A 19,435-nucleotide genomic window follows, 5' to 3' on the forward strand; every position below is an offset into this window, starting at 1 on the left:
AATGAATACAGATTTAATTAGAAATAAAATAAAAGGTATGATGCAAGGAGCAACCCAAGTTTATATAAATTATTCATCTATTAAATTGATATCTATACAATTGCCACTTCTTGAAGAACAACAGAAAATAAGAGGGTTTCTAGAAGTTTTATCTGGAATAACTACTAAACAATTGCACAAGATAGACCAATTAAAAGAGAGGAAAAAGGCGTTTTTACAGAAAATGTTTATTTGATTTGTCGCTGCAATATAGTTTTTATTATTTGTTTATTTCAGATGTTTCACCATCATATTGCGTAACTTTTACAAATAAGAAATAAAGTTCAATGAAATCAAAAACGAACATTAAATTTAGGCACTGTGATAGCACAGTGTCTTTTTTGTGTCGAAATTGTGTACAGAATAAGTAGTTAAATAAAGATTAAGTTGAGATAAAGTGTTATTCGTAAATAAAAGAGAGTAGATCGATAGGAATTGAATGATATTAGTTAACTATTTATTAAATTACTTAATAATGATTAATTTTTAGTTAAAGTAAGTTTAATGTGAAGCACGACCATTGCTCATTATAATGAATGAGGATTGTTCGTATTGCGTAATAGAATAAATCAAATAGACTAAAAATTGGGAGCATAGAATTATGAAATTAAAAAATATTGCTAAAGCAAGTTTAGCACTAGGGATTTTAACAACAGGGATGATTACAACTACTGCTCAGCCAGTAAAAGCAATTGAGCAAAGCAGATTATCAGTTACTTCAAAAGATACACAAGAATTAAAAAAATACTACAGTGGAACAGGATATAATTTTCAAAATGTGAGTGGTTATAGAGAAGGTAATAAAATGAACATTATTGATGGACCACAACTTAATGTAGTTACTTTACTTGGCACAGACAAAGAAAGGTTTAAGGACGATGAAGATTATGAAGGACTTGATGTATTTGTTGTAAGAGAAGGGTCAGGTAAACACGCAGATAATATATCAATTGGTGGAATTACAAAAACAAATAAGAATCAATATAAAGACCCTGTACAAAACGTTAATTTATTGACTTCTAAGAGTAACGGTCAAAATACTGCTTCTGTGACTTCAGAATACTATAGCATCAATAAAGAAGAAATTTCATTAAAAGAACTTGATTTCAAACTAAGAAAGCAATTAATTGATAAACATGATCTTTATAAGACAGAGCCTAAAGACAGCAAAATTAAAGTTTCTATGAAAAATGGCGGCTACTATACGTTTGAATTAAATAAAAAATTACAGCCTCATCGCATGGGTGATACGATTGATAGTAGAAATATAAAGAAAATTGAAGTGAATTTATAATAATATTCGAGGGAGTATATCATGAGAGAAAATTTTAAATTACGTAAAATGAAAGTCGGTTTAGTATCAGTTGCAATTACTATGTTATATATCATGACAAATGGCGAAGCAGAAGCATCTGAAGGTAGCCAAACTGTTAAGAACCCAAAGGTGAATGCAACTGAAGAAATCAAAGTTGGATCACAACCAGTTCAAAATAATCAAGAAGTAAGTTCGGAACAAACAAAAAAGAATTTTGTTAATTTAGACCCCATTAAACCTGGTGCTCAAAAGGTAACAGGGACTACTTTACCCAGCCATATTATTCTAATGAATATAGATGGTAAAAGTGCTGATTCAGTAGATGGAGGAAATAGTGATTTAGTATTTGCTGATGAAAACGGAAGATTCGAGTATCCACTACACAATAGAAAAATTGTTCATAATCAAGAAATTGAGGTTTCGTCATCCAGTCCTGATTTAGGTGATGATGAAGAAGATGAAGAAGTAGAAGAAGATTCAACTGAAAAAGCTGGTACTGAGGAAGAAAACACAGATGCTAAAGCTACATACACAACACCACGATATGAAAAAGCGTATGAAATACCGAAAGAACAACTAAAAGAAAAAGATGGACATCACCAAGTTTTCATCGAACCTATTACTGAAGGTTCAGGTATTATTAAAGGTCATACGTCTGTAAAAGGTAAAGTTGCTCTATCTATTAATAATAAATTTATTAATTTTGAAGAAAGAGCTAAAGATGGAATTAGTAAAGAAGATACTAAAGCTAGTTCCGATGGTGTTTGGATGCCTATTAATGAAAAAGGATATTTTGATTTTGATTTCAAAAAAAATCCTTTTGATAACTTAGAGTTAAAGAAAAATGATGAAATCTCATTAACATTTGCACCTGATGATGAAGATGAAGCATTGAAGTCATTAATTTTCAAAACTAAAGTAACGAGTTTAGAAGATATTGATAAAGCAGAAACTAAATATGACCATACTAAAGTGGAAAAAGTAAAAGTATTGAAAGATGTTAAAGAAGATTTACATGTAGATGAAATTTATGGAAGTTTGTACCATACAGAACAAGGTAAAGGTATTCTCGATAAACAGGGAACTAAAGAAATTACAGGTAAGACTAAATTCGCGAATGCAGTAGTGAAAGTATATTCTGACTTAGGTGATGCGCAACTGTTTCCTGATATTCAAGTAGATGAAAATGGTAAATTTAGCTTTGATGCTGAAAAAGCTGGTTTCAGATTACAAAATGGAGAAACATTGAATTTTGCAGTAGTTAAACCTATTACTGGTGAGCTATTACATCAAGGATTCGTTTCTAAGTATATCGATGTTTATGAATCTCCGGAAGAAAAGAAAGAACGTGAATTTGAAGAGAAACTTGAAAACACGCCTGCATATCATAAATTACATGGTGATAAAATTGTCGGCTATGATGTTCAAGGTAATCCATCAACTTGGTTCTATCCATTAGGTGAAAAGAAAGTTGAACGTAAGGCACCAAAATTAGAAAAATAATTAATAAAATAAAACAGCTTAATGATGTAATGAAACTAGTGAGTTAATCACTGACTTCAACGTCATTGAGCTGTTTTTTGTGCTTTGTTACAAAGCATTATTGAGTTTATTTTACGTGTTCATATTTTGAAACATCAAAGCCGTCTTGTTTAGCTTTGTTGATAATGTCTTTGATTGAATGTAGTCCTTTATCGGCGAAGTATGATCTTAAGTTGTCTTTTGTAGCTTGGTCAGCATTCTTATCTAATAACACATCGATATAGCTTAATTCATGTTCTAAGAAGTTTGCATCATCATGTAGTACAAGTCCATTTTGAGAATAAACTTTCGCATCTGCTTGATTACTATATCCAACAACGCCAGTTGCTAAAACACCTACCATTGCCGTAGCTACTAAAACCTTTTTAAATTTCATATCTATCACTCCTCTAAAAAATGTAACTCTATCATAACACTGAATATTGAGAAAATTACGTTTATTAAGCCGATTTAATAATTTTAATAAATAGTTAAAGTGACAAATATTGTTTAAATGCAATTAATCTTTAATGCGATGGTTATGGATTTTCCTACTAAAACCTTGATTTCAAAGAGGGTTTAAATCAAATGAAACAATAATAAAAAAATGACGCAACATAATAATAAGTACAAATTTAATTAAGAAATTAAATTGATTGTATATGTATATTTTGGTAACGTAAAAGAGAAATATACAAAATAATTAATTATTTATATGAAAAGAGAATATAAATGAAGTATAAAACAGAGAGACGTGAAACGATGGGATATTTAAAAGGGTTTGCATTGTACATAAGTATCTTAATTTTAATAGTTTTTATAGCAGGTTGTGGCAAAAGTGATAAAACAAAAGAAGATTCAAAAGAAGCACAAATTAAAAAGAGCTTTGAGAAAACTTTAGATATGTATCCAATCAAAAATCTCGAGGATTTATACGACAAAGAAGGCTATAGAGATGGTGAATTTAAAAAGGGTGATAAGGGTACATGGACTTTACTCACAAGTTTTGCTAAAAGTAACAAACCAGGTGAGATAGATGATGAAGGCATGGTTTTATTTTTAAATAGAAATATAAAGAAGGCAACAGGATATTATTACACGAGCAAAGTTCATGATGAATTTAATGAAAAAGAGCATCAAAAAAAATATCATGTTGAACTTAAAAATAATAAAATAGTTCTTTTGGATAATGTAGAAGATTCAAAGCTCAAAAATAAAATAGAAAATTTTAAATTCTTTAGTCAGTACGCTGATTTTAGAGATTTTAAAAACTATAAAAATGGAAATATATCAAGTGCAGATAATGTACCAAGTTTCGATGCAGAATATCAAATAAGTAATACGGATAAAAATGTAAAAAAACTTAGAGAGGTTTATCCAATCACAACAAAAAAATCTCCAGTATTAAAATTACATATAGATGGTGACATAAAAGGAAGTTCAATTGGATATAAAAATATAGAATTTAATTTTTCAAAAGTAAAAGACGAAGAAACAGCTGTTAGAGATTTTGTGAATTTTGGACCATCTGATGGAGTTAGCTAAAGATAATTAGATGTAGAAATAATTCTAAAACAGAGAGACGTGAAACGATGGGATATTTAAAAAGGATTGGAATGTGTATAAGCCTGTTGATTGTAATCATTTTTGTAACATCTTGCGGTGGTGGTAATAAAATCACTGGAGATTCAAAAGAAACACAAATCAAAAAGAGTTTTGCGAAAACGTTAGATATGTACCCAATCAAAAATCTTGAAGATTTATACGACAAAGAAGGATATCGAGATGGCGAATTTAAAAAAGGTGACAAAGGGATGTGGACGATATACACAGATTTCGCTAAAAGTAATAAACCGGGTGAATTGGATGATGAAGGTATGGTTTTAAATCTGGATAGAAATACTCGAACGGCTAAGGGATATTATTTTGTTAAGAAATTTTATGAAAAGGATAAATTACCTGATAGAAAAAATTATAAAGTTGAAATGAAAAATAATAAAAGTATCTTATTAGACAAGGTAGAAGATCCAAATCTAAAAAAGAGAATAGAAAACTTTAAATTTTTCGGACAATATGCAAATTTTAAGGATTTGGAAAATTACAACAATGGCGACGTGTCAATAAATTGGAATGTTCCAAGTTATGACGTGGAATATAAAATGAGCAATAAAGATGAAAATGTTAAACAATTAAGAAGTCGTTATAACATTCCTACTGATAAAGCTCCAATGTTAAAAATGCATATTGACGGGGACTTAAAAGGTAGTTCTGTTGGATATAAAAGGTTAGAAATAGATTTTTCAAAAGAAGATAGGGATATTTCAGTCATTGATTATTTAAGTTATAAGCCAGCGAAAAAATAGTACTGATAATTAAATATTAGGGTGTGAAGGAATGGAATATCTAAAAAGGCTTGCATTGTTCATAAGTGTTATTATTTTGACCATTTTTATAATGGGTTGTGATAGTCAAAGCGATACTGCAGAAAATCCAAAAGAAGGTTCAAAAGAAGCACAAATTAAAAAGAGTTTTTCGAAAACGTTAGATATGTATCCAATTAAGAATCTCGAGGATTTATATGACAAAGAAGGATATCGTGATGGCGAATTTAAAAAAGGTGATAAAGGGACGTGGACAATATCAACAGATTTTGCTAAAAGCAACAAACCAGGTGAAATGGATAGTGAAGGTATGGTGCTACATTTGAATAGAAATATGAGGACGGCAACTGGGCATTATACTATAAGAACAACTTATGATGAATTGGGTAAGATGACACGCGAAAAAAATTATCGTGTTGAACTTAAAAATAATAAGATAGTAGTTTTAGATAAAGTAGAAGATGTAAACCTTAAACATAAAATTGAAAATTTTAAATTTTTTAGTCAGTATGCAGATTTTAAAGATTTGAAAAATTATAAAAATGGAAGAATATCTATCAATGAAAATGTTCCGTATTATGAAGCAGAGTACAAAAGGAATAATAGTGATGGAAATGTAAAAAAACTTAGAGAAAAGTACCCAATTACAACCAAGCAGTCTCCAATATTAAAACTGCATATAGACGGAGATATTAAAGGTAGCTCAGTTGGATATAAGCAGATAGAGTACATGTTTTCTAAGGAGAAAGAGGATGAGACTTTTATGAGTGATTTTTTGAACTTCGGACCATCACATAGTAATTAGTAAATAAAACCAGGGGCATAAACTAATTTAAAACAAGAGAGAAGTGAAAAGATGGGATATTTTAAAAGAGTTTTACTTTATATAATTGTTATGGTTTTGAGTGTTTTTATAATAGGTTGTGATAAATCAAGCGATACTTCAGAAAAATCAAAAGGAGATTCAAAAGAAGCACAAATTAAAAAGAGTTTTGCAAAAACGTTAGACATGTATCCTACTGAAAATCTAGAAGACTTTTATGACAAAGAGGGATATCGAGATGGAAAATTTAAAAAAGGCGACAAAGGTACTTGGGTTATTAGATCTGAAATGACAACAGAACTGAAAAATGAAAATATGGTATCTAAAGGTATGGTCATACGTTTAAATAGAAATAGTAGAACATGCACTGGTGAATATTTTGTCAGGATAGTTAAAGAAGACAGTGAGGGCAAGGTATATAGTGATGAACGAAAATATCCAGTGAAAATGGAAAATAATAAAATCATTCCATTAAAACCAATCGATGATGAAAAAGTAAAAAAAGAAATTGAAGAATTTAAATTCTTTGTACAATACGGGAATTTCAAAGAATTGGAAAACTATAAAGACGGAGAAGTGACATATAACCCAGAAGCACCAATATACTCTGCACAATATCAATTGAAAAACAGTGATTACAATGTAGAACAATTACGTAAGCGATATAATATCCCGACGCAAAAAGCGCCTAAATTATTATTGAAAGGCTCAGGTAATTTAAAAGGTTCATCAGTCGGATATAAAAATATTGAATTTACCTTTGTTGAAAACAAGGAAGAAAATATTTACTTCACAGATAGTGTCTACTTTAATCCAAGCGAGGATAAATAAGTATAATTATTATTATAAAAAATGACGTTAGAACATTTAATAATAAAGTTAAATGAATTACATGTATTAAATTGAATAAGTTAGTTTTGTTTGATAACATAAAAGTTGAATAATCACTATTTTAATAAGTTATATGAAATATTCAAATGTTTATAAAATTAAAGCAGAGAGATGTGAAATGATGGAGTATATAAAAAAAATTGCTTTGTACATGAGTGTATTACTTTTAATCATTTTTATTGGGGGATGTGGAAATATGAAAGATGAACAGAAAAAAGAGGAACAAACGAATAAAACAGATTCAAAAGAAGAACAAATCAAAAAGAGTTTTGCGAAAACGTTAGATATGTATCCAATTAAGAATCTCGAGGATCTATATGACAAAGAAGGATATCGAGATGGTGAGTTTAAAAAAGGTGATAAAGGTATGTGGACGATATATACAGATTTTGCCAAAAGTAATAAAGCAGACGAATTAAGTAATGAAGGTATGGTCTTATACTTAGATAGAAATACACGGACAGCAAAGGGACATTATTTTGTTAAGACATTTTATGAAAAGGATAAATTCCCAGATAGAAAAAAATATAAAGTTGAAATGAAAAATAATAAAATTATCTTATTAGACAAGGTAGAAGATCCAAAACTAAAAAAGAGAATAGAAAACTTTAAATTTTTCGGACAATATGCAAACCTTAAAGAATTGAAAAATTACAACAATGGTGATGTCTCAATTAATGAGAATGTTCCAAGTTATGACGCAAAATTTAAAATGAGCAATAAAGATGAAAATGTTAAGCAATTAAGAAGTCGTTATAATATTCCTACTGATAAAGCACCGGTATTAAAAATGCATATTGATGGTAATTTGAAAGGAAGTTCTGTGGGTTATAAAAAGTTGGAAATTGACTTTTCAAAAGGTGAAAAAAGCGATTTGTCAGTAATAGATTCATTAAATTTCCAGCCGGCGAAGGTGGATGAAGATGAAAGATAAATACAAAATAGATCCAGGACCTATTAAATATAATACTGAGGAAACTACAGCTATTTCTAAAATAAGTTATGAAATTGAAAATGCGAAATTATATGGAATTAAAAGTAAAACAATAGGTAGACAAATAGATCAATTAAAAGAAGCGAAAAAATTCCCTTCTAATCTTGAATATGTTGATAGTTATACTGATTCTCTTAATGGAGTAACAACTTCTGCTTTTTTAAATAAAGATACAGGCAAAGTAACTCTTGGGATGACTGGGACTAATATACAAGGCGAAGCCTTTAAAAAGTTAAAAGAAGGTGAATTTTCAAGACAAAATTTTACCAATGCTTTGGAAACAGTTAAAGATGGATATGCAGATCTTAAAATATTATATTCTCCTGCATCTGATCAAAACTATAGATATGCGAATACGCAAGAATTTATAAATAAAATAAAAAGTAAGTATGATATTGATTTTATTACTGGACATTCACTAGGTGGAAGAGATGCGGTAGTTCTAGGAATGAGTAATGGTATTCCGAACATTGTGGTTTATAATCCAGCTCCTATTTCTATAACTAGTTTGAATCCTAATTCCCCAGATGGAAAACGATTGTTAGAGTTATATAAAAATTATAAAGGTAATATTACTAGGTTTGTTGCAGAAAATGATGCATTGACAGAAAATCTGAAGAAATATAAGCATTATGTTTTTTTCGGTAATGATAAAGTCTTTAAAAATGGTAAAGGTCATGAAATGGAAGGCTTTCTGACCGAAGAAGAACAAAAAGCTATAAAAAAAGAACTTAAAAAACTACAAGGTTATGCAGAAGAAAATAATAAGTCATTTGTAAAGCATTCAAATAATGCTATCTCTAAATTAGCTAGTATAGAATTACTTAGAGCAAATATGATGACTACAAATGGAGGAGGATTATCTTCTTCGCAGCAAAAAGTTTTAGAAAGTTTAACAGCTTTAACAATTGCGCAGTCATTCAGTCAACTGATAGACGATGAAATTAATCAAATCAAAAAAATGTATAATGAAAAGAAAAAGAAATTTGGAAAAAATTGGGAAGACGCTCAAAAAGCTGGAAAAGCTGTAGGTGAAGATTTGAGTGTAAATGGAGTTCTCAATGCTTTAGATGAAGGTCAAGTGAATGAAAGTAGTATGGTAAGAGAACCTGAACAAATGATATCTGCAAAAGAAAGACAACTTTCAACGATAGGGTCTTCTGTATCAAATTATATTATGAGAGTTAGACTCAGTATTAATGAAATCGTTGATAAAGATCAAGTGCTTGCATCACAAATAGGTGGATTACTATGATGTTTAATCAAATTAATAATAAAAATGAATTAGAAGAATCATATGAATCTGAGAAAAAACGTATAGAGAATGAACTGCAAAATTTAAATGAACTTAGGCATAGAACTCGAAAAGAAAATGAACGTAGTTATGATGTTTTTCAATATTTGAAACACGAAATGAATTATAGTGAAGATGCACAAAGGAAAATGACGAGAAATATAGAAGCGTATGAGCAAGAAATCAATGAGATAATTAGAAAGCAAGAATGGAAATTAGAAGAATATAAAGAAGACTTAAAAAAGTCTTATGAAAAGCAGTTAGATAAACTAAGTGACTGATAATTTGGAGGAGATTAAATGACTCTAATAGAACCAGATATGACCTTAAGAATGCCAGATATAAGTACTACAGTAGAAACACTTAATCTCATATCTAAAATGAATGCTCAAAAAGAAAACATTCGTTCAGTTGTTGCACCTGAACATAAGCATAAATATAAAGATATTGAAAATGGATTAAAAGGTGAAGAAAAAGTATTAATTGAACAAATGGCGCATCATTGCGAGGCTTTTAAAGCTAATTTTAAAGGCGCGGCTCAAGGAGATTGGGTTAAAAGTGCCATGTCTGAGATAGACAGCATTAAGGATGACCTGAAAAAAATTAATAGCTAAACTACATATCGTACTACTAAATAAAGCGACCAATGTTCAGTGTATTCACAACTGACACTAGGCCGCTTCTTTTTATTTTATTCCCATGTGAAGTAATTCGAACTGAATCGAAATATCACACTTACAATTGTAAAAACACAACTTAAATTACTGTCCCGCATTAAACATATCCAAATTCCAAACAGCAACAACAAAATCCTCAAGTACCAAAAGCTATGACCTCTTTATCAAAATCAACGCAAGTCAAACTCTCTCGAACTATCCGCCATAAATCATCCTCACCTTACAAACCATAAAGCGCTGCAGTTAAGTATTGAATGGCATAGCCAATTGAAATGAAAATAGCAATCGTTATAATAGCACTGCCAATGGTATATAAAGTATGTTTCGTAGATAATCCTTCAGTCTTTGAACCAAAAACACTGAGTAGAATAAATGTAATACCAATGATATATAAAACTAAAATGACAAATAGCATGTTTATACACCTCGATTCTCTCTCGTGAGATATATCTTTGTCTCCATTATAAAGTAAAGTGCTCAATAATTTAATTAAGTATACTATTTTTTTATTATCGAAGATTGCGAAAGAGGAAATGCTCCTATATAATGTAAAACGGAATTATTCCTATTTGCAAACGAACGAAACAAATAAATTGAAGTGAGGGTATATATATGGCTAAAATTCCAGTTACGGTATTAAGTGGTTATTTAGGCTCGGGGAAAACAACGTTGTTAAATCATATTTTACAAAATCGAGAAGGTCGACGTATTGCGGTAATTGTAAATGATATGAGTGAAGTCAATATCGATAAAGATCTTGTCGCAGATGGTGGGGGACTATCGCGCACAGACGAAAAATTAGTCGAACTTTCTAATGGTTGTATCTGTTGTACACTTAGAGACGATTTATTAAAAGAAGTTGAGCGTTTAGTGAAAAAAGGTGGCATCGATCAAATTGTTATTGAGTCAACAGGGATTTCAGAGCCAGTACCTGTTGCACAAACTTTCTCATATATTGATGATGAACTTGGCATTGATCTTACAGCGATTTGCCGTTTAGATACAATGGTTACAGTTGTGGATGCTAACCGCTTCGTACATGACATCAACTCAGAAGATTTATTGATGGATCGTGATCAAAGCGTTGATGAAACAGATGAGCGTTCGATTGCTGATTTATTAATTGACCAAGTTGAATTTTGTGATGTATTGATTATTAATAAAATTGATTTAATTAGTGAAGAAGAACTTGCGAAGTTAGAAAAAGTGTTAAGTGCATTGCAACCTACTGCTAAAATTATTAAGACAATAAATTCTGAAGTGGATTTAAAAGAAGTCTTAAATACGCAGCGTTTTGATTTTGAAAAAGCGAGCGAGTCAGCAGGATGGATCAAAGAACTTGAGTCTGGTGGGCATGCATCGCATACACCTGAAACAGAAGAATATGGTATATCATCGTTTGTATATAAACGTCGACTTCCTTTCCATGCTAAAAGGTTCAATGATTGGTTAGAAACCATGCCAAATAATGTCGTTCGATCAAAAGGTATCGTATGGCTAGCACAATACAATCACGTAGCATGTTTATTATCTCAAGCAGGGTCATCTTGCAATATTCATCCAGTTACATATTGGGTGGCTAGTATGTCTGAAGCACAACAAACGCAAATATTAGCAGAACGCCAAGACGTCGCAGCTGAATGGGATCCAGAATATGGCGATCGTCATACACAATTTGTCATTATTGGTACCGACTTAGATGAAGAAAAATTAACAAAAGAACTCGATGCATGCTTAGTCAATGCGCAAGAAATTGATGCAGATTGGCAACAATTTGAAGATCCATATCAATGGCAAATTAGACCAGCACGATAAGTTGAATGAAGTATAATCATTTTTAAATTGTGGCTTAATTGTTTGCAATTTATGACAATTAATAAAAAGTTAAGATGTTCTTAGGATCTTTTTGTTTTCAATCTATCTAAAGTGTGATAGTTTTGATAAAGCAGAAATTTGCATTTTATCCATAGGGCTAGGACATGTATATGTCTTAGTCCTTTTTATGTTTGCTTTGATGAAAAATGGCAAAACCATCGTACCAACTGTTAATTGAAGGTACAATCATTGTTTAACAGTCATAAAAATGAGTGAAGTAAATGCAGCTATCAATGTACTATTAACACTTACGGTCACACGAGTGTTTCAGTCTAAACGTGCAACGCAATTCTGCACGTGGCCAATATATCTTGGGATAGATTATGAAAATCATTAAGATTTCGTATGCCAAATCATGAATGTCTCAGACCTCGAGTATCAAACATAAAACACGCCACAAAAATATAACGCGTCAGACTACAAAGATCACGAATATTCCGTACGTCCCACCAAGAACATCCTATACAAAAAACCAAGACCATTTATTTGCAACAAACTAACAAGACTCACCTCACATCAATAAATCAACACAAAGCAAAGCCACCATCCCTATTGGTATAGTGGCCTGAGAATTTTAAGTATTCAATTCGCTTAAATTATTTTGCGAAAATGTCGATAATTGCTTTGATGATTTTAATGATAGTACCTACAATAGCCATCGTTTTGTCCTCCTGTATGTTGATTTAACATAGTGATGAGTTGTTGATCGTTAATGTTTGAGATTAGTTGTTACCTAAAAATTTACCAAGTAAATCTTTAAAGAATTTGAATAATTTTGCTACGAATTCCATGTGAATGGCCCCCTTCAAATAAGATGTTCATATCTATGAGATTTTTATAACTTACTTACCAGTGAATTTCTCAATTAATCCTTTAATGAATTTAATGATTCCTGCAATGATACCCATGTGAAAGACCTCCTTTGTTTGTTATGAAATCTTATTTACCAGTGAATTGTTCGATTAAGCTTTTGATAACTTTAATGATGCCAGCGATGATACCCATTAAGATTACCTCCTTTGCTTATGAGTTAACTTCATTGTACATAGTTATCTTGTGCGTAATTGATTTTTTTTCCTAACTTGAATTGTTATGATCATAACTGCGAATTTTTTATTTTAAAAGGACGGGAAATACTGCCTAACTGTACAGGTGCATTTACAAAATCTTTACAATCATTGGTTTAATAGAGGTTAAGCTCATGAATTTGACATGAAGCAGAAATTTAATTATATTTTATGTTATAAGTTTAAAACGAATAACACGTTAGGTCTCGTCTAGGCAAAGCATATTTATGAAGATGAATTGAACAGACAGAAGTAACATTTTATATACATATGTGCATGGGAGCACGCTTAAAGAGAACAATGCAACAAGGTATATCAACGTACCGTGATGCAGTGTCTAGTTAAACTGAAACCTGCAATAGTAAATTTTCTGCCATTATGTACAGAATCTACTATTGTAGGTTTTTATTTTATACATAAGCAATTATGCGAGAGATTAGAAATAAGGAGGTTATGCAGTGTTAAGTTTTCAATTGCTATTTTCACTGTTTGTTATTGCGCTTATCATTGCATTGATAAGTGGCTTGTTGTTTTTAGCACCAGTTATGCCAATGAGATATATTAAATTACATTTATACATACTAGTCATGCCAGTATTATTTGCAGTCATTGGCTTTTTCGGTATTCATGGTCAACATGTCTTAGGTCCATTTAAAATAGATCGTTTATCTTGGTTATTAGCTGGCTTTGTAATGGCGCTTGGTTTTATTATTCAAAAGTTTTCAATGCGATATTTACTAGGTGATCATCATTATAGACATTACTTTCCATTGTTCACTGCGATTACGTCGTTTGCATCTTTAGCATGGATGTCTGAAGACTTAAGACTGATGGCACTCTGCTGGGGTATGACATTATTATGTTTAACATTGCTGATGAACGTTAATCGTTTTTGGAAAGTGCCACGTGAGTCTGCGAAATTATCAAGTATGACATTTTTATGTGGTTGGCTTGCATTCGTTGGAGCAATTGTAACTATTTATATTGCGACTGGCGAGTGGCGCGTGCCTCAACATATGTCTAATTCGACATGGTCATTGTTGACGAATGTACTACTTGTATTAGCTGTCATGATACCAGCAGCACAATTTCCATTTCATCGATGGTTGATTGAATCTGTAACAGCACCAACGCCAGTATCGGCAATTATGCATGCAGGAATTGTGAATGCAGGTGGTGTTATTCTAACTCGTTTTGCGCCGATATTTGATAATGGATTTGCGTTATCATTATTACTTATCCTTTCTAGTATTTCTGTATTGTTAGGATCGGGTATTAGCTTGGTTCAAGTGGATTACAAAAGACAGTTAGTCGGCTCTACGATGAGTCAAATGGGCTTTATGTTAGTTCAATGTGCATTGGGTGTATATTCAGCAGCGATTATTCATTTAATATTGCACGGTATTTTTAAAGCAACATTATTTTTACAATCAGGTTCTATCGTGAAGCGATTCAATATTCCAAAACAAGCATCTGCTAAAGACGCTTATGGCTGGATTGTCATGGGACGTGTATTAGCTATTATCGTGGCATTTCTATTTTGGATGAGTAGTGACAGAAGTGCATATGAAGTGTTAAGTGCACTCATTCTAGCATGGTCATTACTTGTATCTTGGAATCAGATGGTAGCCTTTAGTAAAGGGCGCATGGCACGTCTGGTTGGCATGATTTTGATTGCAATTGTGACATTTATCTACGTCATCACACACAATTATTTTTACGATGTATTACAAAATATAACAACACATGCGACAACGCCGCCTACAGTGAGTGTCATCATTAGTGTTGTCATTTTAATATTTGGTAGTTTATTAAGTATTTGGGTGGCGCGTCATCGATACTCTAAGGGTTTTGCGGTATTGTACGTGTGGTTAGTTAATCTAGGTGAAGCACGCTCGAAAGCGATAGAAAGTCATCCGAATTATTTGAAGAAGTATTTATAGGAGGTGAAAGGTATGACAACACAGTTAAATATCAATTCAGTCATTGAAAATGCGAAACGTGTTATTACACCATTATCACCGATTTCGATTTTTGCAGCACGAAATCCATGGGAAGGATTAGAAGCGGATACGTTTGAAGATGTTGCAAAATGGTTACGTGATGTTCGAGATGTGGATATTTTTCCAAATAAAGCATTAATAGAAAGTGCTGTGGCACGTGGTGAATTAGACGAAAGTGTCTTTAATCAACTTGTTACTGATATGTTACTTGAACATCACTACAATATCCCGCAACACTACATCAATCTTTATATTGATAACATTAAAACATTAAAAGACGTACCTGCATCATATATGAATCATTCAAATGTTGATGTTGTTGCTGATCTACTATTAGAAAAATCAAAACGTGATATGGCTGATTCATATCATCACTATGATGTACGTCCGATGAGTGATGCAATAATAGATGAACAAGGTGAGCCACTTAGCGAACAAGTGAATCGTCAAATGATTAAATGGACGAAACTTTATATCGATCAATTTCTATCGAGTTGGACAATGCCGAAGCGTGAGCAAAGTTTTTACCATGCATGGTTGCATTTAGCGCAACATGATCATAGTTTTACTAAAGCACAGCGCCAAGTGATTAAAGGCTTGCCCAATGATCCTAAAATGACGATAGAGTCAGTATTAACTCATTTTTCAATAGATCAGGAAGACTACCAAGCTTATGTTGAAGGACATCTTTTGGCGTTACCGGGTTGGGCAGGTATGTTGTATTACCGTTCACAACAGCATCACTTTGAACAACATTTGTTAACGGATTATTTGGCAATTCGGTTAGTTGTCGAACAATTGCTAGTTGGTGATGAGTTTAAGTCAGTCACTAAAGATTGTGAAAGTAGATCGGAAAATTGGTTTAAGCAAACTGTTGCATCATGGTGTTACTACAGTGATATGCCTAGCGATGTATTACTACAACATGACGTCAATGAAATTCAAACGTTTATTCATTTTGCAGCAACTATGAATAAAAATGTATTTAAAAATTTATGGCTAATTGCCTGGGAAATGACATACGAATCTCAGTTAAAACAAAAAATTAAAGCAGGTCATGAAAGTGTGGCGGGCGCATTAGATGTAAACCAAGTAAATGTCTCAGAAAATGATAACGCTAATCAGCCACATTCAGTATTATTAAATGACACACAAGCAGTTGATGAAAATAATAGCGAGCTAAATCAGGTGGGCACATCAACGAAAGCGCAAATTGCATTTTGTATAGATGTTCGTTCAGAACCATTTCGTAGACATATCGAAGCAGCAGGGCCCTTTGAAACGATTGGTATTGCAGGTTTCTTTGGATTACCTATTCAAAAAGATGCCGTAGACGAACAATTCAAACATGATTCATTACCTGTCATGGTACCGCCGGCATATCGCATTAAAGAATTTGCAGACCGCTACGATATGAATGTTTATCGACAACAGCAACAGACAATGTCATCGATGTTTTACACATTTAAATTGATGAAAAATAATGTTATGCCTAGTCTGTTATTGCCTGAATTAAGTGGGCCATTTTTAAGCTTGAGTACCATTGTCAATTCGATTATGCCTAGAAAAAGTCGCGCGTCTTTACAAAAAATAACACAAAAATGGTTGAAAAAGCCTGAAACAAAGTTAACGATTGATCGTGAGTTTGACCGAACATCAGACTTACCTGTTGGATTTACTGAGCAAGAGCAAATTGATTTCGCGTTACAAGCGTTGAAATTGATGGATTTAACCGAAGCATTTGCGCCGTTCGTTGTGTTAGCAGGTCATGCTAGTCATTCTCACAATAATCCACATCATGCATCACTTGAATGTGGGGCTTGTGGTGGCGCATCAAGCGGTTTTAATGCTAAGTTATTAGCGATGATATGTAATCGTCCAAATGTCAGACAAGGATTAAAACAATCAGGTGTGTATATTCCAGAGACAACTGTTTTTGCGGCAGCAGAACATCATACGTCTACTGATACGTTGGCATGGGTATATGTGCCAGACACATTATCTTCTATTGCTTTAGATGCATATGAATCATTGAATGACGCGATGCCGATGATTTCTGAACACGCGAATCGCGAACGTTTGGACAAACTGCCAACGATTGGTCGTGTGAATCATCCAGTGGAAGAAGCGCAGCGGTTTGCGAGTGATTGGAGTGAGGTACGTCCAGAATGGGGCTTGGCTAAAAATGCATCATTTATAATTGGACGACGCCAATTAACAAAAGGCATTGATTTAGAAGGGCGGACATTTTTACACAATTATGATTGGCGTAAAGATAAAGATGGCAAATTGTTAAATACTATCATTTCTGGTCCGGCGCTTGTGGCACAATGGATTAATTTACAATATTATGCGTCGACAGTTGCGCCGCATTTTTACGGAAGTGGGAATAAAGCGACACAAACCGTCACGTCAGGTGTTGGTGTCATGCAAGGTAATGCGAGTGATCTGATGTATGGCTTATCATGGCAATCTGTTATGGCTGCTGATCGAACGATGTATCATTCGCCAATTCGTTTGCTTGTCGTTGTTCAGGCACCCGACTATGTTGTAGCAAGACTACTCGCGAATAATGACCATTTCGCTAGGAAGGTGTCTAATCATTGGCTGCGTTTAATGAGCGTTAATGAGGAAGGGCGTTTTAAAAGTTGGATTTAACGATGATATGTTGCGATGCTAAGTAACTAATATATCATCATATCTACAATGTTCTAGCTTCTTAAAATATACTAAAAATGATAAACTTAATGTAATAGTTGATGTCGTGATAACGATACAAAGATGAAGTAATCAATTTTAATATTATTGGAGTTAGTGATATGAAAAGAACGAAAGGTGAAATCGAAGCTGAAATCAGTAAAGCCATTACGCAATGGGAAAAAGATTTCCTTGGCAGAGGTTCCTTGTCAGTTAAATCAGACATTTTAAGAGATATGGTGATTATTAGTTTACAAGGTATCTTAACGCCAGCAGAATATCGTGTGTGTAGTACGAATGAAGGATTACTAAATATTAAACGAACACGTTCTGAATTAGTTGAATCCGGTGAGCAAGATTTGAATGATATCATTTTTAAAATTACAGGTATCAAAGTGATGAGCTTCCATAGTGATTTAAGTACAGTTACAGGTGAACGTATTATCGTATTCAAACTTGAGGATAATTTGGAAAAGCATATTTAAGAAGGTTAGGTATGCTTTTGCTGGCTTATTAAAGCTATAGAAGTATGCTTGGTTAAACAGCGCAACGCCATATATTTGGGTGTGCTGTTTTTCTATTACATGATGTGTTTATTACGTGGATGAATGCGTGGGTCTGAATATAGCCCGTGAAAGGCGTATGTCATAAAATTTGCGAATGGTGACAAGTCGACGCAAGCATATTTGTTGCGAGACATGCCCACTATCCTTTTACATAAAGAGTATATGTGTGACGTAGGCATATAATCGATAAAGTATTCCTAAAAAATTAGGTATAATGACCATTGTTGCAATAAGTTTTTCGGCCTTGAAACCGATAACGCATAGTATAATAGGAATAAAATATAATACAAATATCCAGTAAATCAAATTTGAAAACGATGGATGAATAGGGGTAAAGAATCTAACTAATGTAATGATTAACGCTATATAGACAAAAATAACTCTATTGATACGCCTTACCCCCTCTGTATAATAAATATAGATCGTACTAAATTGAAAATAGCAAAATATTGTTATTTCAATTATACAATGTTTTATTTGCAATATACATAACAATATGAACTTTATAATTTTGATATTGTCGGTAAAGTGAAATTTGTGGCACATTGATATTATGGATAACATTTGTAAAATGAAAATGATGATACGAGGAGATTGTAAGATGATAGATAAAAAATTAACATCACCGAAAATGACAGTGCCTTTATTTTTAATCGCGCTGATTGTATTTATAGGTATGTTTTACAGTGTAGTGACAAATCAAGAATGGCTTAAAAATATAGATATGGGATCATTAACATGGTTTACAGATTATTTCGGTGAGCCACAACGTCAGTATGTTAACAATTTATTTAATTACTATATGACGTTTAGTGCGGAAATTGGAGATGTCAAAGGTGTCGTGTTGATTTCCATTATCGTCACAATCATACTGTTTATTAAACAGAGGCATTTAGCGGTTTGGTTTGTGACATATTTGGTTTCAGGTGTCATCATGAACAAATTAACTAAAGATACTGTTTTACGTCCAAGACCATATAATCATTTAGCCGTTGATACAGGCTTTTCATTTCCAAGTGGACATTCCAACGCCAGCACATTATTATATTTCGCTTTAATGATCATAATTATTTCACTTGCTGCTAAGACAATAACAAAAGTGTTGAGTGCGCTAGTTATGGGAATATTATGGCTTAGCATATTATTTTGTCGCCTTTATTTTCATGCGCATTACTTTTCAGATGTCATTGGCGGCACGTCACTAGCAATCATTTGGGTAGCGTTATTCTTAATGGTATACCCATACTTTATTAATCATCGACGACAACGCGTTTAGCAAACATCTTTAGACA

The 19,435-nt window shown here is 32.4% G+C and carries 23 protein-coding genes; 16 read left to right on the plus strand and 7 right to left on the minus strand.

The features are described from left to right. The 3 genes from IDG66_RS05305 to IDG66_RS05315 all read left to right on the plus strand — a co-directional run. On the plus strand, positions 1–235 hold a 235-nt coding region (locus tag IDG66_RS05305), incomplete at its 5' end, for a restriction endonuclease subunit S (protein WP_070044649.1). Positions 236–640: 405 nt separating this feature from the next. Continuing rightward, the gene (locus tag IDG66_RS05310) at positions 641–1,333 is read left to right on the plus strand and encodes a superantigen-like protein SSL11 (protein WP_000769141.1); all 693 of its coding nucleotides are present in this window, start codon (positions 641–643) and stop codon (positions 1,331–1,333) included. A 21-nt stretch (positions 1,334–1,354) separates the two neighbouring features. Further along, positions 1,355–2,857 (plus strand): FKLRK protein, encoded by a 1,503-nt coding sequence (locus tag IDG66_RS05315; RefSeq protein ID WP_001208892.1) that lies wholly within the window; start codon positions 1,355–1,357, stop codon positions 2,855–2,857. A 106-nt stretch (positions 2,858–2,963) separates the two neighbouring features. Here IDG66_RS05315 and spn read toward each other — a convergent pair whose 3' ends face one another. Continuing rightward, positions 2,964–3,272, minus strand: coding sequence for a myeloperoxidase inhibitor SPIN (spn, locus tag IDG66_RS05320; protein ID WP_000669524.1), 309 nt, complete (start codon positions 3,270–3,272; stop codon positions 2,964–2,966). 365 nt (positions 3,273–3,637) lie between these two features. Here spn and IDG66_RS05325 point away from each other — a divergent pair, with 365 nt between their 5' ends. From IDG66_RS05325 to IDG66_RS05360, 8 genes are all read left to right on the plus strand, one after another. Continuing rightward, a complete protein-coding gene (locus tag IDG66_RS05325; RefSeq protein WP_001826822.1) occupies positions 3,638–4,420 on the plus strand; it encodes a tandem-type lipoprotein in 783 nt (260 codons plus the stop codon). A 47-nt stretch (positions 4,421–4,467) separates the two neighbouring features. Then, the gene (gene lpl5 / locus IDG66_RS05330; protein ID WP_000540916.1) at positions 4,468–5,238 is read left to right on the plus strand and encodes a tandem-type lipoprotein Lpl5; all 771 of its coding nucleotides are present in this window, start codon (positions 4,468–4,470) and stop codon (positions 5,236–5,238) included. Between the two features lie 31 nt (positions 5,239–5,269). Further along, entirely contained in the window at positions 5,270–6,061 is a 792-nt protein-coding gene (locus tag IDG66_RS05335) for a tandem-type lipoprotein (protein WP_000456136.1), read from the plus strand. Positions 6,062–6,112: 51 nt separating this feature from the next. Further along, positions 6,113–6,910 carry a tandem-type lipoprotein gene (locus IDG66_RS05340; protein ID WP_000540315.1) on the plus strand — a complete coding sequence of 266 codons (798 nt, stop codon included), beginning with the start codon at positions 6,113–6,115 and terminating at the stop codon, positions 6,908–6,910. A 181-nt stretch (positions 6,911–7,091) separates the two neighbouring features. Continuing rightward, entirely contained in the window at positions 7,092–7,904 is an 813-nt protein-coding gene (locus tag IDG66_RS05345) for a tandem-type lipoprotein (RefSeq protein ID WP_014936986.1), read from the plus strand. Beyond that, positions 7,894–9,219 carry a membrane protein gene (locus tag IDG66_RS05350; RefSeq protein ID WP_000653711.1) on the plus strand — a complete coding sequence of 442 codons (1,326 nt, stop codon included), beginning with the start codon at positions 7,894–7,896 and terminating at the stop codon, positions 9,217–9,219. The genes IDG66_RS05345 and IDG66_RS05350 overlap by 11 nt, the downstream gene beginning before the upstream one ends. Continuing rightward, positions 9,216–9,539 carry a hypothetical protein gene (locus tag IDG66_RS05355; RefSeq protein WP_000971498.1) on the plus strand — a complete coding sequence of 108 codons (324 nt, stop codon included), beginning with the start codon at positions 9,216–9,218 and terminating at the stop codon, positions 9,537–9,539. The genes IDG66_RS05350 and IDG66_RS05355 overlap by 4 nt, the downstream gene beginning before the upstream one ends. A gap of 18 nt (positions 9,540–9,557) precedes the next feature. Beyond that, entirely contained in the window at positions 9,558–9,872 is a 315-nt protein-coding gene (locus IDG66_RS05360; RefSeq protein ID WP_000172545.1) for a hypothetical protein, read from the plus strand. Positions 9,873–10,155: 283 nt separating this feature from the next. Here the strand turns inward: IDG66_RS05360 and IDG66_RS05365 are convergent, their stop codons facing one another. Next, positions 10,156–10,416 carry a hypothetical protein gene (locus tag IDG66_RS05365; protein ID WP_072419840.1) on the minus strand — a complete coding sequence of 87 codons (261 nt, stop codon included), beginning with the start codon at positions 10,414–10,416 and terminating at the stop codon, positions 10,156–10,158. Between the two features lie 131 nt (positions 10,417–10,547). Between IDG66_RS05365 and IDG66_RS05370 the strand changes: the two genes are divergently transcribed. Beyond that, entirely contained in the window at positions 10,548–11,750 is a 1,203-nt protein-coding gene (locus tag IDG66_RS05370; RefSeq protein ID WP_001062985.1) for a GTP-binding protein, read from the plus strand. A gap of 656 nt (positions 11,751–12,406) precedes the next feature. Here IDG66_RS05370 and IDG66_RS05375 read toward each other — a convergent pair. The 4 genes from IDG66_RS05375 to IDG66_RS05390 form a co-directional block, all read right to left on the minus strand. After that, positions 12,407–12,469, minus strand: a complete 63-nt coding sequence (locus tag IDG66_RS05375) for a phenol-soluble modulin PSM-alpha-4 (protein ID WP_014532416.1) — start codon at positions 12,467–12,469, stop codon at positions 12,407–12,409. Positions 12,470–12,532: 63 nt separating this feature from the next. After that, positions 12,533–12,601, minus strand: a complete 69-nt coding sequence (locus IDG66_RS05380) for a phenol-soluble modulin PSM-alpha-3 (RefSeq protein WP_014373779.1) — start codon at positions 12,599–12,601, stop codon at positions 12,533–12,535. Between the two features lie 51 nt (positions 12,602–12,652). Further along, positions 12,653–12,718, minus strand: a complete 66-nt coding sequence (locus IDG66_RS05385) for a phenol-soluble modulin PSM-alpha-2 (protein WP_014373780.1) — start codon at positions 12,716–12,718, stop codon at positions 12,653–12,655. A gap of 31 nt (positions 12,719–12,749) precedes the next feature. After that, positions 12,750–12,815 (minus strand): phenol-soluble modulin PSM-alpha-1, encoded by a 66-nt coding sequence (locus IDG66_RS05390; RefSeq protein WP_014373781.1) that lies wholly within the window; start codon positions 12,813–12,815, stop codon positions 12,750–12,752. A gap of 520 nt (positions 12,816–13,335) precedes the next feature. Between IDG66_RS05390 and IDG66_RS05395 the strand changes: the two genes are divergently transcribed. The 3 genes from IDG66_RS05395 (at position 13,336) to IDG66_RS05405 (ending at position 18,062) form a co-directional block, all read left to right on the plus strand. Next, entirely contained in the window at positions 13,336–14,820 is a 1,485-nt protein-coding gene (locus IDG66_RS05395) for an NADH dehydrogenase subunit 5 (RefSeq protein ID WP_000948299.1), read from the plus strand. A 12-nt stretch (positions 14,821–14,832) separates the two neighbouring features. Next, complete coding sequence (locus tag IDG66_RS05400; RefSeq protein ID WP_000211536.1) at positions 14,833–17,538, plus strand: DUF2309 domain-containing protein; 2,706 nt, start codon at positions 14,833–14,835, stop codon at positions 17,536–17,538. Positions 17,539–17,699: 161 nt separating this feature from the next. Beyond that, entirely contained in the window at positions 17,700–18,062 is a 363-nt protein-coding gene (locus tag IDG66_RS05405; protein WP_000831495.1) for a Na-translocating system protein MpsC family protein, read from the plus strand. A gap of 228 nt (positions 18,063–18,290) precedes the next feature. Here the strand turns inward: IDG66_RS05405 and IDG66_RS05410 are convergent, their stop codons facing one another. Beyond that, positions 18,291–18,707 (minus strand): hypothetical protein, encoded by a 417-nt coding sequence (locus tag IDG66_RS05410; RefSeq protein ID WP_001789536.1) that lies wholly within the window; start codon positions 18,705–18,707, stop codon positions 18,291–18,293. 37 nt (positions 18,708–18,744) lie between these two features. On the opposite strand from IDG66_RS05410, the gene IDG66_RS05415 reads away from it, so the two are divergent. Then, entirely contained in the window at positions 18,745–19,419 is a 675-nt protein-coding gene (locus IDG66_RS05415; protein ID WP_103143656.1) for a phosphatase PAP2 family protein, read from the plus strand. Positions 19,420–19,435 lie beyond the last annotated feature (16 nt).

The sequence above is a fragment of the Staphylococcus sp. EG-SA-18 genome, assembly GCF_017151825.1.
Taxonomy (GTDB): domain Bacteria; phylum Bacillota; class Bacilli; order Staphylococcales; family Staphylococcaceae; genus Staphylococcus; species Staphylococcus aureus.